The 15,171-nt window shown below is 41.7% G+C and carries 11 protein-coding genes, 1 rRNA gene and 1 pseudogene; 6 read left to right on the plus strand and 7 right to left on the minus strand.

Annotated features, from left to right (window positions below; translation table 11 throughout):
• Positions 1 to 55: 55 nt before the first annotated feature.
• A 5S ribosomal RNA gene (gene rrf, locus ACFI4Z_RS18755) occupies positions 56 to 170 on the plus strand.
• A gap of 124 nt (positions 171 to 294) precedes the next feature.
• Here the strand turns inward: rrf and ACFI4Z_RS18760 are convergent.
• From ACFI4Z_RS18760 to ACFI4Z_RS18770, 3 genes and pseudogenes are all read right to left on the minus strand, one after another.
• Positions 295 to 1,324, minus strand: a pseudogene (locus ACFI4Z_RS18760) (IS630 family transposase).
• 820 nt (positions 1,325 to 2,144) lie between these two features.
• A complete protein-coding gene (locus ACFI4Z_RS18765; protein ID WP_462671865.1) occupies positions 2,145 to 2,780 on the minus strand; it encodes an FMN-binding negative transcriptional regulator in 636 nt (211 codons plus the stop codon).
• A complete protein-coding gene (locus ACFI4Z_RS18770) occupies positions 2,780 to 3,355 on the minus strand; it encodes a GNAT family N-acetyltransferase (protein ID WP_462671866.1) in 576 nt (191 codons plus the stop codon). The genes ACFI4Z_RS18765 and ACFI4Z_RS18770 overlap by 1 nt, the downstream gene beginning before the upstream one ends.
• Before the next feature lie 103 nt (positions 3,356 to 3,458).
• Between ACFI4Z_RS18770 and pdxR the strand changes: the two genes are divergently transcribed.
• Positions 3,459 to 4,925, plus strand: coding sequence for a MocR-like pyridoxine biosynthesis transcription factor PdxR (gene pdxR, locus ACFI4Z_RS18775; RefSeq protein WP_462671867.1), 1,467 nt, complete (start codon positions 3,459 to 3,461; stop codon positions 4,923 to 4,925).
• Positions 4,926 to 4,937: 12 nt separating this feature from the next.
• Here pdxR and ACFI4Z_RS18780 read toward each other — a convergent pair whose 3' ends face one another.
• The 4 genes from ACFI4Z_RS18780 to ettA form a co-directional block, all read right to left on the minus strand.
• Positions 4,938 to 5,600, minus strand: coding sequence for a hypothetical protein (locus tag ACFI4Z_RS18780; RefSeq protein ID WP_462671868.1), 663 nt, complete (start codon positions 5,598 to 5,600; stop codon positions 4,938 to 4,940).
• Positions 5,601 to 5,656: 56 nt separating this feature from the next.
• Positions 5,657 to 6,565: a histone deacetylase family protein gene (locus tag ACFI4Z_RS18785; protein ID WP_462671869.1), complete on the minus strand. Its 909-nt coding sequence runs from the start codon at positions 6,563 to 6,565 to the stop codon at positions 5,657 to 5,659.
• 53 nt (positions 6,566 to 6,618) lie between these two features.
• Positions 6,619 to 6,984 carry a PilZ domain-containing protein gene (locus ACFI4Z_RS18790; RefSeq protein ID WP_462671870.1) on the minus strand — a complete coding sequence of 122 codons (366 nt, stop codon included), beginning with the start codon at positions 6,982 to 6,984 and terminating at the stop codon, positions 6,619 to 6,621.
• Positions 6,985 to 7,148: 164 nt separating this feature from the next.
• Complete coding sequence (gene ettA / locus ACFI4Z_RS18795; RefSeq protein ID WP_087532894.1) at positions 7,149 to 8,822, minus strand: energy-dependent translational throttle protein EttA; 1,674 nt, start codon at positions 8,820 to 8,822, stop codon at positions 7,149 to 7,151.
• Positions 8,823 to 8,995: 173 nt separating this feature from the next.
• On the opposite strand from ettA, the gene ACFI4Z_RS18800 reads away from it, so the two are divergent.
• The 4 genes from ACFI4Z_RS18800 (at position 8,996) to metH (ending at position 15,133) form a co-directional block, all read left to right on the plus strand.
• Entirely contained in the window at positions 8,996 to 10,300 is a 1,305-nt protein-coding gene (locus tag ACFI4Z_RS18800) for a M24 family metallopeptidase (RefSeq protein WP_462671871.1), read from the plus strand.
• Positions 10,301 to 10,488: 188 nt separating this feature from the next.
• A complete protein-coding gene (metA, locus tag ACFI4Z_RS18805) occupies positions 10,489 to 11,436 on the plus strand; it encodes a homoserine O-acetyltransferase MetA (protein WP_394191712.1) in 948 nt (315 codons plus the stop codon).
• A complete protein-coding gene (locus ACFI4Z_RS18810; RefSeq protein WP_462671872.1) occupies positions 11,426 to 12,493 on the plus strand; it encodes a homocysteine S-methyltransferase family protein in 1,068 nt (355 codons plus the stop codon). The genes metA and ACFI4Z_RS18810 overlap by 11 nt, the downstream gene beginning before the upstream one ends.
• A gap of 9 nt (positions 12,494 to 12,502) precedes the next feature.
• Positions 12,503 to 15,133 carry a methionine synthase gene (gene metH / locus ACFI4Z_RS18815; protein ID WP_462671873.1) on the plus strand — a complete coding sequence of 877 codons (2,631 nt, stop codon included), beginning with the start codon at positions 12,503 to 12,505 and terminating at the stop codon, positions 15,131 to 15,133.
• Positions 15,134 to 15,171: the final 38 nt, after the last annotated feature.

The following is a 15,171-nucleotide window of genomic DNA, read 5'->3' on the forward strand; positions in this document are numbered from 1 at the left end:
TAAGTCGTAAGACTCTAAATTAAAAATTAATAATAAGAAAATTTAAAAGAATTTTCTTGGTAACAATAGCGTTTTGGACCCACCTGACCCCATGCCGAACTCAGTAGTGAAACGAAACAGCGCCGATGATAGTGTAGCATTTGTTATGTGAAAGTAGGTCATTGCCAGGATTTAAATTAAAGAAAGCCGTCTCAGAAATGAGACGGCTTTTTTGTGTTATTTAAATTATATTGAACTACAAAGTATTTATGATAGTTCTATTAACAATCTGTAGAGTAATACCAATTGCAATAATTAATTAACCAATCTGATCCACTCCCTCCAACACCGGTTTTTCACTCGCCTCACATCGGAAATGAACGTGTTCCAAGCACGTGATACCTCTTCGACGATTTCTTCAAAACCATTGAATCTACGATTAGATAGATGCCATTGTCTCAACCATTGCCATAGCAGCTCCATCGGGTTAAATTCTGACTCATAAGGAGGAAATTTAATCAGTGTGATAGTAGTAAATGGATGCGCGGTATCTGCCGTATGCTAGCCTGCACCACCTAAGATAACAACTGCATGTCATCCGGCCTCTGTTGCCTTACTGATTTGCTTCATGTGCAGTGTATGGCATCTTTGTTCACCAACGGACTGATCAAGGCTTCCGTTTTTCCATTATTAGGAGACACCGCGCCGAGCAGATAGCTATACTCGAACTATTGTTGCTTGACTACCCTCGGTCTGCTGCTTTTAGTAGCCCATATTCTGGTTGTCTGATTTTGTTGTCCAAATCGCGCCTCATCTTGAAGCCAGACATCAATACGATCTAATGGCAGATACCCTGGGGTGTGAAGGATCGTTTCCAGTTGGCAGCTGTTTAAAAGCGTCTTGCGCCTTTTAAGGTTGCTTGGTATGTTTCGAGTAGCTGGTTATCCAGCTGAACCTAAGTGAATACATAATGCGATAGACGTTTCTCAATTCGTAATTGACATGCAAGGTATCATGAATATAGCTTCGTAGGTCCTCAGCAATTAAGCGGCCACCGTCTTGTTTAACAGCATTGTTTTGAATGAAGCACTTGAGTTGTTTTTGCTGGGCCCTCGGAAAGCGGGTGAGCTTTTTCAGGCCTTGGTTTCTTTTGTAAACCCTCGAGCCCGTGTTTCAGATAGTTAGATACCCAAGAATTAACGCTGCCTCTGGCTACACCAAAATTAATGGCTGTCTGGGAACGTGCTTCACCTAATGTGAAGTGGTGCAAAGCCAAATTGCGCATCCTTAACTGCCCACTTGGCGCTTGTTTTGCGAGCTTCTTAAATTCGTCTGCTGTATGCATAGTCAAATCTAATAAGTGTGAATATGGACATTGGATCAGATTTCTAAGTCGATTGGTATAATTAAAACTCCTTTACTTTAATAAATGATTTTTATATTTTTAGCCCGACAGTTTGTTTCTAAATTATGTGATTTCAAGTAAATATATAGGTTATTTTTTTTCATCTATCAGATTCATTTTTATCAGTTGTAAAATAAGAGTATTTACTCTAAATTGTTACTTAAGATAACAAGCAAGCTAAATAAAGAACGACTACACCTGCGTTGTTTAGCTTTTAAATGCTTGCTTCCGAATCTTTATAATTGTGTGTGAAGATGTTGTCAAAAAGACAACTCAAGTTAAGGGTTAACTTGGCTTGAGTTGCTTTTTATTTTAAACACACGCAGTTAGATGAACTAAGTTTTCATCAATGAATTTAAAGTGTAGTAATTGCACTTAAAACAGAATCTTTAAAATTGTGTGTGAAGATGTTGTCAAAAAGACGACTCAAGTTAGGGATTAACTTGGCTTGAGTTGCCTTTTATTTTAACCGCCACGCAGTTAGATGAACTTAGTTTTCATCAATGAATTTAAACGTGTACAGATTGCACTTAAAACCAAATCTTTATAATTGTGTGTGAAGATGTTGTCAAAAAGACGACTCAAGTTAAGGATGAACTTGGCTTGAGTTGCTTTTTATTTTAACCACCACGCAGTTAGGTGAATTAAGCTTTCATCAATGAATATAAAGTGTAGAGATTGCACTTAAAACCGAATCTTTATAATTGTGTGTGAAGATGTTGTCAAAGGCGGCTCAAGTTTTTCTAAACTTGGGCTGTTTTTATATGAGCCCCTTTCGTTTTCTTTGTGAACAAGCCCCAAACAATTTAGCAATGCCTGGTTGCCCTGCCTTTATCAAATTAGTTTTAATTAACTGTCTTATATCATCAGGTTTATTCTGACTCAGTTTAAAGTTACCGCGCCAAGTAATAGGTTTGAATTCGATAAACGTTAGTTGCTGAAACATACCATGTAAATTCTTTTCTGAAAGCTGTGTTATCTGCCAGTTATCTTGCTCAAGTGCGTTAAAATGTTGTTCAAAGTGATCCGTTAATAATGTCATTATTTGTTTTTTCTTACTTCGAGAGGTAACGATGTTTACTTCGGCCGTCACTTCAACGCGGGCATAAAGCCAGCTAGGTAAAGTTTTGTTATCAGCATAAGAAGGGGGTAAATAGCAGTTTTCACTATTAAACACTAAGCCGACCTCTTGCTCATTAAGTGCTGAAAGCGGGTTATAGATTGCTACGTGACCGATAAAAATTTGTTGGGAGCTATCAAATAGTAAAGGGATTTGACATACATCGTTTAATTTACTTTCAGAGCGTGGCAGCAAAATAGTCGCCAGAGGATATCCCTTAATTAAAGCAAGTTGTTGCTGGCGGTCATCTTGGCAGAAATGTTTTGCTGGGTACATTATAGCTTTCCTTCTAGCTGAAATTTTATTGTCGGCCACTGCTGATCAATAATGCTAAATTTCGCGGTGTTACGGTATGATCCATTAGCAAGTAATTTATTTTTATAACTAATGCCTTCAAATCGAGCACCTAGGCGTGTGATCGCGTTACGAGATTGTTGGTTTTGCTCATGGGTATTAAAGCTAATGCGCACTAGGCCTAATTCATCGAATGCATAACGTAATTGCAGGTATTTAGCATGGGTATTTACAAAGCTGCGTTGCCAAGGGGCACCTATAAATGTATGGCCAATTTCAGCGCTGTTATTGTGTTTATCTAATTTGAATAGACGGGTAGTGCCAAGTACTTGCCAACTGGCCTTATCAATAATAGCGAACACTACTTGTTGCTCGGCATCAAATTGCGCTGTATTGATAAACCAATCATTAAGTGTTTGACGTGTTTTTGTGTAGTTCATAAACACCCATTGCCATATTTCATGGCATTGCCCCGCGTGGTATAAACCGGCAAGGTGCTTATCTTCTAATGGCGCTAACAGCAACTTATCCGTTTGATGGCTTTGTAGAGTAAACATGTGTGTCCTTATAATTATTATCAAGCTATTGCATAAGTTACCTTTCTTTGGTTATCTATAAACAACCAGTTTTTACTTTTCTTCTATACCAGTTGAGTAGCGCATGCACCCTTTAGATATTCAGTTCAATGACACAGGCAAAGCTAAATACTTACAACTTGCGCAGGTGATTCGTAATGCAATCATTAAAGGCGATTTGGTCGCTGGTACTAAGTTAAGCTCGGCGAGAGTGATGGCAAAGGCATATCAATTAAATCGCCATACCATTATGAATGCATTGCAGTTATTAGTTGCTGAAGGGTGGTTGGTATCGTTTCAGCGTTCAGGCTATTGCGTAACCGAGTCATTACCTATTCAAAGCAGTGTTGACGCGAGCGGCATACCCAAATTAGCAGCTAAACCTTATCAGTTTTCTCAGCAGCTGGAGGCACCTCAGACGATGGAATTAAACCAGTATCGTTTTAATTTTGCTGGGGGGTTACCTGATTTAGCTCACTTTCCATATAAAGAGTTTAAAAGAGCTATGAGTCAGGTATTTAACTATTTAGATGTGACGAAACTCCACTATGGCGATATCAGTGGCGTTGTTGAGCTTAAACTACAGATAGAAGGTTATCTACAAAAAGCACGTAACTTGAAACCCGCTGATTTATTAATTTGTAATGGTTCGCAAGAGGCCCTGTTTTTAATAGCAAAAGCGTTTATTGGTAAAGGCGACTTTGTTGCCGGTGAAACGTTAGGTTATCCTCCTGCTAAAAAAGCCTTTGCTGCATGCGGTGCACAGCTTATAGATATAAAACAAGATGATGAAGGCTTATGTGTTGATGATCTAAAAGCCCAACTTGAATACTATCCCATTAAACTATTGTATTTAACACCGTTACATCAGTATCCGACCACAGTGACTTTATCGCCTACACGACGCTTACAAATATATCAGTTGTGCTATGCCCATAACGTGATGATTATTGAAGATGATTACGACCATGAATTTCACTACCGCTGTCAGCCTTTGCAACCTATGGCTGCCGACGATCCCGCTGGTATTGTGATTTACCTATCAACGTTTTCAAAAATCATGTTTTCAGCAGCGCGGATTGGGTATATTTGTGCTGCGCCTCAGGTAATCGCGCAATTAACCGCATGGAAGCAGCTAATGAACCATAAAAATGATGTAGTCATGCAATTAGCTGTCGCACATTGGATGAAAGAGGGCGGCTTTGAGCGCCATTTAAAGCGTATGACCAAGCTCTATAAGCAACGCTATGAAGCGATGGATAGCAATTTAATTATGCTTCAAGCAAAAGGGTATCCAATTGAGTATATAAAACCCGATGGTGGTATGGCGATGTGGGTTAACTTTAATCGACCCGTTGAACACTTAAAAAAAGCCTTGGCGCAGCTCGGTGTTTACGTACAAACTGAGCCTGAGTTTTATTTTAAAGATGGAGTACGCAGTTTAAAACCTGGTAAGCAAAGTTACGTTCGACTTGGCTTTGCTGGGCAGTCGAGTGAAAAAATGCGACAAGGTTTAGCAATAATTATTAAAACACTGAATAAATCAAAATAATCACATCTGACTTTATTTTAAGTCTTCACTATCAAAATACAGTGGTTTTAAGGTGCCGCAGTTAATGAATTTATACGTGAGTTCATTCTCTTTTGGTACTCGTTTGGAAGTGCGAAACTTCTGCAAGCATGCGTTCGCTAGATCGACAAAAATAAGGTGATTAAAGCTAGGAGCCTGACTTATTTTATGAATATAAATACGCTCATTTTCTTTTAAGGTAATTAAATCATATTCCTGCCATTGTGATGACTCAGCTAAATCATCTAATTCACGGGCATAAAGTAGTTTACTCATTTCGATGGTGCGATCTTCATATACTAAAGTGCCATCACGGCGATAATCACCGTTATACACATCAGCAGTTATTGTTATCTCTTCACCACGCATTAAACGTTGAATATTAAACGGCTTAGGCTTTATGGTTATCAAATCAGCACCTCTTACAACATTTAAAAAAGCAACGTCAGGGTTATCAATTTTATACACTACTTGTACGTCATAAGGTTGCTTGTAAGTGGGTAAGCTAACAGCAAATATACGTGAACCTTGATTCACCAGTGCCATTGCATGCTCCGCGTTATATGCTGGGTTTATAGGTGGTAATTCTTTTGCCTCTTCTTCGCAATACGCTGTAGTCGTTAAACCGAACAGCAACATAAAAAATAATAACCGCATAATAACCTCTATTAATTTATAAGCTTAAAGTGTAGCTTAAACTTGTACCACCACTATTAAAAACGTGCAGCTTGCTCTATAACAATGGCATGTCGTTTAGCTAGGCGCAAATGGTCTCTGTCATAGCCGCCACCGATCACGGTGGCAACTGGTGTATTATGCTCAATACAGCGCTTTATCACTAAGTTATCCCGTTTCTCTATGCCTTGCCATGAGATATCTAATTTCCCTAAACCATCTTCTTGCCAAACATCAACACCGGCATCATAAAGCACAAGGTCAGGAGTAAGCTCTTTTAATAAAAATTGCAGTGTGTCATCAACAACACCCAAGTATTCATCATCTTGCATATTATTGGCGAGCCCAATGTCTAAGTCACTCGGCGACTTTCTAAAGGGGAAGTTTTTTTCACAGTGAATTGAACAGGTGTATGCATAAGGTTGATGGGTAAGCATTGCAGCCGTACCGTCACCTTGGTGAACATCTAAATCAAAAATAAGTATATTGGTCACTTCTTTGTTTTGTATTAAGGTTTGTGCAGTAAATGCCAAGTCATTAACCATACAATAACCGGAGCCAAAATCTGTGTGCGCGTGATGAGTGCCACCAGCTAAGTGGCAGGCTAAGCCGTGTTGAAGGGCAAGGCGTGCTGTTTCAAGAGTGCCAAGTGGTGCGGTAAATGTACGCGCTATGAGCGGTTCCGACCAAGGTAGACCAATGCGTCTGAGGGCTTTTTCATCGAGCTTATTATGCCATAAGTCGTCTAAGTAATTGGCACAGTGCACTAATTCAAGATCATCTGGATTGCCCAGTCTCGGTTGAATTAAATTACTATTTATTAACCCTAACTCTTTGACGTGTTGGTATAAATTCGCAAATTTGCTCATTACAAAGCGGTGTTTAGGGTCAAAGTTAAATGAGTAATTAGGATGATAGACCAAAGGTAAGTGTGGATTTAAAGTCATAATTCGCCATAATGCACAGTTTGCACTATGGTAATCAACTTCCTTTGGTTAGTCTATTGTGGTGTGTGTATCAGCATGCCAAGTTCCCGATGAAGCAGTGTATCATCTCCAAGGTTAAGCTCAACCAAACGCTTAAGGTGCGTGATACTGTCTATATCTATATGCGTACAATGCAACCCGATATGAAGAGGTTCAATATGGCTAATCTCAACAGCCATGGCAATGCTTACCTGGCTATCAGGTAGGGTAAAGTTAAGTTCTGCCGACTGATGTTTATCTGCCTTTAAGCCACTGGGATGGCTGATCAATACACCATTTAGCGATACATCAAGCAGTTCACAGTTATAACTTTGCTCGTTTAATAATAGTGTTGCGGGGGTAGAAAACAACACGCGAGTATATTTGCGACGATTATTCATAACTATTATGACCCATTAATTAATGTGGGAGTTCATATTATAGCCAATAATCTACTAATTGAGAGTGCGATTTGTTCATTTAAAATAAAAAACCCCGCATAAATGCAGGGCTTAAAATATGTTTAGAACCTAGAACCTAGAACCTAGAACCTAGAACCTATAACCTAGCCAATCTTTTTATACTTAATACGTTTAGGTTGCGCTGCTGCTGCACCTAGTGTCTTTTTAAGCCACTCTTCATACTCTGTGTAGTTACCATCAAAGAAGTTAATTTGACCTTCATCACGGTAATCAAGAATATGCGTTGCAATACGGTCTAAGAACCAACGGTCATGCGAGATACACATAACATTACCCGGGAACTCTAAAATTGCATTTTCAAGCGCACGTAATGTTTCAACGTCCAAGTCATTGGTTGGCTCATCCAGTAAGATGACATTGCCGCCTGCTTTTAATAGCTTGGCTAGGTGTAAACGGTTACGCTCACCACCTGATAGGTCCTTAACAAACTTTTGTTGGTCATTACCTTTAAAGTTAAAGCGGCCTACGTAAGCACGGCTTGGGAATTCAAAGTTGCCAATTTTAAGCACATCTTGGCCATCAGCGATTTCTTGGAAAACCGTATTGCTGTCGTCCATGTTGCCACGGAACTGATCAACGGTTGCAAGCTCAACTGTTTCACCAATGGTGATATCGCCGCTATCTGGCTTTTCTTCACCGCTTAGCATTTTAAACAGGGTTGATTTACCCGCACCATTGGCACCGATAATGCCAACAATGGCACCTTTTGGCATGGTGAAGTTTAAGTCATCGATTAATACGCGATCGCCAAAGCTCTTCTTCAAGTTTTTAACTTCAATTACTTGGTCGCCTAAACGCGGGCCAGGTGGAATGAATAGCTCGTTGGTTTCGTTACGCTTTTGGTAGTCAGAGTGTTGTAACTCGCTAAACTGCGCCATACGCGCTTTAGACTTAGCTTGACGACCTTTCGGGTTTGAACGTACCCACTCAAGCTCTTGAGCAATTGATTTTTGGCGGGCTTTTTCAGATTTTTGCTCTTGCTGCAGGCGCGCATCTTTTTGTTCAAGCCAAGAAGAGTAGTTACCTTCCCACGGAATACCTTCACCACGGTCTAGCTCTAAAATCCAACCTGCTACGTTATCTAGGAAGTAACGGTCATGCGTTACCGCCACAACGGTGCCTTCGTAATCATGTAAGAATCGCTCAAGCCAGGCAACTGATTCAGCATCTAAGTGGTTAGTTGGCTCATCGAGAATAAGCATGTCTGGCTTTTCAAGTAATAAACGACAAATCGCGATACGACGACGCTCACCACCTGATAACACTTCAACTTTAGCATCCCAAGGAGGCAGGCGAAGTGCATCAGCAGCACGTTCTAATACGTTATCAATGTTGTGGCCGTCATGGGCTTGAATGATGGCTTCTAGTTGGCCTTGCTCTTTGGCTAGCGCGTCAAAGTCAGCATCTTCCATCGCGTATTCGTTGTACACTTCATCAAGACGACTTAATGCGTTTTTAACTTCACTGACCGCTTCTTCAACGGTTTCGCGCACGGTTTTGCTTTCATCGAGTACCGGCTCTTGCGGTAAGTAACCGATTTTAATACCAGGCTGAGGGTGTGCTTCACCTTCAAACTCTTGATCAACACCAGCCATAATGCGCAGCAAGCTTGATTTACCTGAGCCGTTTAAGCCAAGTACACCAATTTTTGCGCCAGGGAAAAAATGCAATGAGATATCTTTTAAGATAGTGCGCTTTGGTGGCACAACCTTAGATACTCGACTCATCGAGAAAATAAACTTATCAGGTAAAACCATGGAGGAAAGCCTTCAAATAATAATAAAAATTTCAATGTTGTATTGTAGTTGTTGAGGGGTGAAACAGTCAACGAATGGGGCGTTGAATATATGTTTATCGTTTTATCTTGTTAAATGTATAGTTTTATCTGCGTGTGCTAACGTATTTAAACCACAACAAAATAAGAAAAAATATGACAATACACACACTAATCGTAACGGTCGCTTTATTTATATTGAGCGTAATAACCCCTAATGCGCAGGCAGTTGATTCACCTTGGCCTGAAATAAGAAAACAACGTATAAATCAACTGCTTCCAAATGCCTTAAAAGCAGCTGATGTAGATGCTTGGCTCGTCGTATGTCGAGAAAACAACAATGATCCACTGGCGGATCATATAGGTTGTGAAAACGCAGGTTCACCAGCGGCTTATTTATTCTATGTTGAAAAAGGAAAGTTTCATTCCGTTGCTTACTCTCCTTCAAGCGAAGCAAAGGCACTTGATGAGCTTGATATACACGAAAAGGTTATATCGGTACCTCGCAGTGTGTCCGCATTAAAATACGCCGCTGAGTTTATAAACACGCAATCGTTTCGTCGAATTGCAATAAATGTATCCGATCTTAATGCACAGGCCGATGGGCTATCGCACTCGCAATATAAGCAACTGACTAGTTTATTAAGTGCTGAGCAGGCTGAGAAGTTAATATCATCTGAAGAGGTGGTTTATCAATGGCTATCAATCAAGTTACCGGCTGAAGTTGAAATAATGAAAGAAGCTGCGATGCTTTCAGCAAAGTGGCAACTAGAAGCATATAGCATTATTGTTCCTGGTAAAACGACCGATGCAGAAGTGGCTAAATTTTTAAAAATGAAAATGAAAGCTCATGGGGTCACGGATGCTTGGGCTGCAGACCAAAACCCGAATGTAAATTCAGGCCCTGACCGAGGCCACTCTCATTCTACCGATAAAGTGATTATGCCTGGTGATGTCATACAAATTGACTTTGGTGTAAAGCTTCATAATAAATGGGTAAGCGATATCCAACGCTTTGCATACGTACTTAGGGAAGGCGAAACGGCTGCGCCCGCCAATATTCAACAATACTGGGTGAACGCACGAGACAGTGGTTTTGCTGCTTTTAACGCAATGAAACCAGGTGTAAAGGGAATTGAGGTCGATGATGCGCAAACCGTATTAATGAATAAATACAATTCAGAACCAGTGCCTTGGAGTACAGGTCATCCTGTAGGATATGTTGCACATGACACGGGCCCTAACTTGGGGGGATCTCGAAGTGCACAAGTAAGGCCCGCATCTCAGCGTAAGCTTAAAGAGGGAATGGTGTTTGCTTTTGATGGTTTTTTCAGCTGGCGTTTAAGTAGCGATACTTTTAAAACCATCTCCGTTGAGGAAATGGCAGTCATCACTGCAAACGGTGCTGACTACTTAATACCGCCCCAGCAAAACTTAATTTTAGTGGGTAAAAGCCAATAAGCAGCTAGAAGTGTAGCTTAGTTCATGGAGGTCACGGTATACCTTAATAGTGGTTTAACGTGACCTATGACTTAGGGTAAAACCGACTTAAATAAAATTCATTTAGACATCTATACATCTAGAGGTTGAAATTTATCGCTAACCGTTCATAATTAACCATTGGTTAAAATGATGCGTGGAGTGAATGAATGCCTATTACAGTAAAGGATGAATTGCCTGCCATTGCAAAGCTACGTCAAGAAAACGTCTTTGTAATGCCAAAAACCCGTGCGAAAACGCAAGAAATTCGCCCGATGCGACTGGCTATCTTAAACTTAATGCCGAATAAAGTAGAAACTGAAGTTCAGTTTATTCGCTTACTGGCAAATTCCCCTTTGCAAGTGAATGTTGAGCTTTTACGCTTAGACACTCACCGTAGTAGCAGTAACTCTGAGCAACATTTAGACACCTTTTACCGTTATTTTTCAGAAGTAAAAGACAACAACTACGATGCCATGCTAGTAACTGGCGCACCGCTGGCGCATTTAGAATACGACGACGTTGCCTATTGGGATGAACTTAAAGTGATTCTCGATTGGGCTGAGCAACATGTTACATCGACTTTGTTTTCGTGTTGGGCGGCGCATGCAGGTTTATTTCATCACTACGGGTTAAAACGCGAATTAAAGCCTAATAAACTCAGTGGTGTATTTACTCATCATTGTTACTTTGAACACGCCGCGCTTACCCGTGGTTTTGATGATACCTTTGTAGTGCCACATTCTCGTTTTGGCCATATAGATATTGAAAAGATAAATGCCTGCGAAGATTTAGTTGTGCTCGCAGGTTCGGAGCAAGTGGGTGCATACTTACTTAAAAATAAATCGGGCAGTCAGGTCTATATTACCGGCCACCCAGAATACGATGCCGACACCTTAAAGGGCGAATACCAACGCGACCTAGCAAAAGGGCCTGACGCCGCAATCCCTGAAAATTATTTTCCTGATAACAACCCAGATAACGAGCCGTCGAAAACATGGCAAAGCCATGCCTTTTTGTTATTTTCGAATTGGTTAAATTACTATGTGTATCAAACCACACCTTATGATATTAATCTCGTTAGCCAAGCAGTAAGGACTAACAACTATGCCGAGTAATACAGTGAATAAACATGCAGAACTAACCGAGGCGCTAAAACAGCGAATTTTAATCCTCGACGGCGCTATGGGCACCATGATCCAAGAGCACAAATTAGAAGAACAAGACTACCGTGGTGAGCGCTTTAAAGACTGGCATGTATTAATTAAAGGCAATAACGACTTGTTAAGCCTGACTCAGCCTAAAATTATTGCTGATATTCATCGTGGCTTTTTAAATGCCGGTGCTGATATTATCGAAACTAACACCTTTAACTCGACCACCATTTCTATGGAAGATTACGACATGGCAAGCATCAGCCGTGAAGTAAACCTGGAGTCAGCCAAGTTAGCGCGCAGTATTTGTGACGAGTTCACCACAAAAAATCCTGAAAAACCACGTTATGTGGCAGGGGTGCTGGGGCCAACGTCAAAAACGTGCTCAATTTCGCCTGATGTAAATGACCCAGGTTATCGTAACGTGACATTTGATAAATTAGTCACGGCGTATGTTGAATCTACCCTTGCGTTAATGGAAGGCGGCGCTGATTTAATTTTGATTGAAACTATTTTTGATACTCTAAACGCCAAAGCAGCCTCATTCGCTGTTGAAGAAGCATTTGAACAAGCAGGACGTACATTACCAGTGATGATCTCAGGCACTATTACTGATGCATCGGGCCGTACACTGTCAGGGCAAACCACTGAAGCATTTTATAACTCCATTCGTCATATCAAGCCTATTTCTATCGGCCTTAACTGTGCCCTTGGCCCTGATTTATTACGCCAATATGTAGAAGAGTTGTCACGGGTATGCGAAACCTTTGTCTCTGTTCACCCTAACGCGGGTTTACCGAATGAGTTTGGTGAATACGATTTAGAAGCGCCAGAAATGGCAAAAGAGATCATTGACTGGGGTAAATCGGGTTTTATTAATATTGTTGGCGGTTGCTGTGGTACAACGCCTGCTCATATTAAAGCGTTTGCCAAAGGCCTTGAAGAGGTTAAGCCTCGCCAGTTACCTGAGCTTGAAGTGCGTATGCGCTTATCTGGCCTTGAAGCGTGTAACTTAAATTAGGAAACCGACATGACACAACAAATAGCAGTATTTACTAACGTCGGTGAGCGTACCAATGTAACCGGCTCAGCCATGTTCAAGCGATTGATCATGGAAGAAGATTATGAAACCGCCCTTAATGTTGCCCGTGAACAAGTTGAAAATGGCGCGCAAGTAATTGATATCAATATGGACGAAGCCATGTTGGACTCAAAAGCCGCAATGGTGAAGTTTTTAAACTTAATTGCCTCAGAGCCTGATATTTCTAAAGTACCTATCATGGTCGATTCCTCCAAGTGGGAAGTGATTGAAGCGGGCTTAAAGTGCATTCAAGGCAAGGCGATTGTTAACTCAATCTCACTAAAAGAGGGCGAAGAGCCGTTTATTCGCCAAGCTAAAATTATTAAGCGCTTTGGTGCCGCTGCTGTTGTTATGGCGTTTGATACTGATGGCCAAGCCGATACCGCCGATCGCAAGTATGAAATATGTGAGCGCAGTTACCGTATTTTGGTTGATGAAATAGGCTTCCCACCGGAAGACATCATTTTTGACCCAAACATATTTGCCGTTGCAACGGGTATTGAAGAGCACGATAACTACGCCGTTGAATTTATTGAAGGCACGCGCCGTATCAAACAAAACTTGCCCCATTGTAAAGTGTCGGGAGGGGTGTCGAATGTGTCGTTCTCGTTCCGTGGTAATAACCCTGTACGTGAAGCGATTCACTCGGTGTTTTTATACCATGCCATAAAAGCAGGCATGGACATGGGTATTGTAAATGCAGGGCAACTCGCTGTTTATGATGATATCCCCGATGAGCTACGTAAAGCCGTTGAAGATGTAATTTTAAATACCGACTCCGGTGCGGGCGAGCGCTTAGTAGAGCTTGCACCTAAGTTTTCAGGTATGGCGCAAGCTGAGCGTGTTGAGGATTTAGAATGGCGTACGTGGCCTGTTGAAAAGCGCCTTGAACATGCGCTTGTAAAGGGTATTACAGAATACATCGACGAAGACACCGAAGAGTGCCGCGCGGGTGCCGATAAACCTATTCACGTCATCGAAGGGCCGTTAATGGATGGCATGAACGTGGTTGGTGATTTATTTGGCGCAGGTAAAATGTTTTTACCTCAAGTGGTTAAATCAGCGCGAGTAATGAAGCGTGCCGTAGCCTACCTAGACCCATTCATTGAAGCCGAAAAAGAAGAAGGCGCCACTAACGGTAAAGTTATTATGGCGACCGTTAAAGGTGACGTGCACGACATTGGCAAAAACATTGTCGGCGTTGTGCTGCAATGTAATAACTACGAAGTGATTGATTTAGGTGTAATGGTACCGGCAGAAAAAATACTGCAAACCGCCATTGATGAAAAAGCCGATATTATTGGTTTGTCAGGCCTAATTACGCCATCGCTTGATGAAATGGTGCATGTTGCTAAAGAAATGACACGTCGTGGTTTTGAACTGCCGTTATTGATTGGCGGTGCGACTACATCTAAAGCACACACTGCGGTTAAAATTGAGCCGCAATACGACAAAGGCGTGGTGTATGTAAATAACGCCAGCCGCGCTGTGGGCGTGGTTTCAAACCTGTTATCAAAAGAGTTAAAGCCTGCCTTTTTAGAAAAAACCAAAGCTGAGTATGTAAAAGTACGAGAGCAACAAGCGCGTAAAAAGCCGCGCTCAAAACCGGTGACTATTCAACGCGCTCGTGATAACGCCGCCCAGCTTGATTGGGATAACTACACACCGCCGGTGCCAAAAAAGCTCGGTGTCACTGAGTTTAAAGATGTATCAATCGCGACATTACGCAAATACATCGACTGGACGCCATACTTTATGACGTGGTCAATCGCAGGTAAATACCCGCGCATAATGACTGATGAAGTCGTTGGCGAGCAGGCGCAAAGCTTATTTAAAGATGCCAACGATATGCTCAACGAACTTGAGCAATCAGGGAGCTTGCAACCGCTGGGTGTAATTGGTTTATTCCCAGCAAACCGTGTGGGTGACGATATTGAAATATACACCGACGAGACGCGCAAAGAGTTGTTAACTACGTCGTGCCATTTACGTCAGCAAACCGAAAAAACCGATTTTGCGAATTATTGTTTAGCCGATTACATCGCGCCAAAAGGCACACCTGATTACTTTGGTGCGTTTGCGGTAACAGGTGGCCTTGAAGAGGACGACCTTGCTGATGCCTTTGACGCCAAGCAAGATGACTATAATAAAATTATGGTTAAAGCAGTGGCCGATAGACTCGCTGAAGCATTTGCCGAATATTTGCACGAGCAAGTGCGTAAAGAGTATTGGGGTTTTGCACCGGATGAAAACTTATCGAACGATGAGCTTATTCGTGAAAACTATCAAGGTATTCGCCCAGCTCCGGGTTACCCTGCCTGTCCTGAGCACACTGAGAAAAAGAAAATCTGGCAGCTACTTGATACCGAAAAGCGCATTGGCATGCAGCTCACCAGCTCATACGCCATGTGGCCAGGCGCCGCGGTATCAGGTTGGTACTTCTCACACCCAGAGGCGAAGTACTACGCCGTAGCGGCAGTACAAAAAGATCAGGTTGAGGATTACGCCAAGCGAACCAACATGACGCTTGCAGAAGCCGAGCGTTGGCTATCGCCTAATTTGGGGTATGAGCCGGAATAGGGCAGCTGTAAGTTTTAAGCGATAAGTTGTAAGTAGAA

Source organism: Pseudoalteromonas sp. RWi3 (assembly GCF_054960735.1).

Excerpts from the sequence above, each read along its gene's own strand:
- ACFI4Z_RS18810 (WP_462671872.1), top strand. The coding sequence starts at position 11,426 with ATGCCGAGTAATACAGTGAATAAACATGCAGAACTAACCGAGGCGCTA.
- ACFI4Z_RS18800 (WP_462671871.1), top strand. The coding sequence starts at position 8,996 with ATGACAATACACACACTAATCGTAACGGTCGCTTTATTTATATTGAGC.
- ACFI4Z_RS18790 (WP_462671870.1), bottom strand. The coding sequence starts at position 6,984 with ATGAATAATCGTCGCAAATATACTCGCGTGTTGTTTTCTACCCCCGCA.
- ACFI4Z_RS18785 (WP_462671869.1), bottom strand. The coding sequence starts at position 6,565 with ATGACTTTAAATCCACACTTACCTTTGGTCTATCATCCTAATTACTCA.
- ettA (WP_087532894.1), bottom strand. The coding sequence starts at position 8,822 with ATGGTTTTACCTGATAAGTTTATTTTCTCGATGAGTCGAGTATCTAAG.
- ACFI4Z_RS18770 (WP_462671866.1), bottom strand. The coding sequence starts at position 3,355 with ATGTTTACTCTACAAAGCCATCAAACGGATAAGTTGCTGTTAGCGCCA.
- metA (WP_394191712.1), top strand. The coding sequence starts at position 10,489 with ATGCCTATTACAGTAAAGGATGAATTGCCTGCCATTGCAAAGCTACGT.
- ACFI4Z_RS18765 (WP_462671865.1), bottom strand. The coding sequence starts at position 2,780 with ATGTACCCAGCAAAACATTTCTGCCAAGATGACCGCCAGCAACAACTT.
- pdxR (WP_462671867.1), top strand. The coding sequence starts at position 3,459 with ATGCACCCTTTAGATATTCAGTTCAATGACACAGGCAAAGCTAAATAC.
- metH (WP_462671873.1), top strand. The coding sequence starts at position 12,503 with ATGACACAACAAATAGCAGTATTTACTAACGTCGGTGAGCGTACCAAT.
- ACFI4Z_RS18780 (WP_462671868.1), bottom strand. The coding sequence starts at position 5,600 with ATGCGGTTATTATTTTTTATGTTGCTGTTCGGTTTAACGACTACAGCG.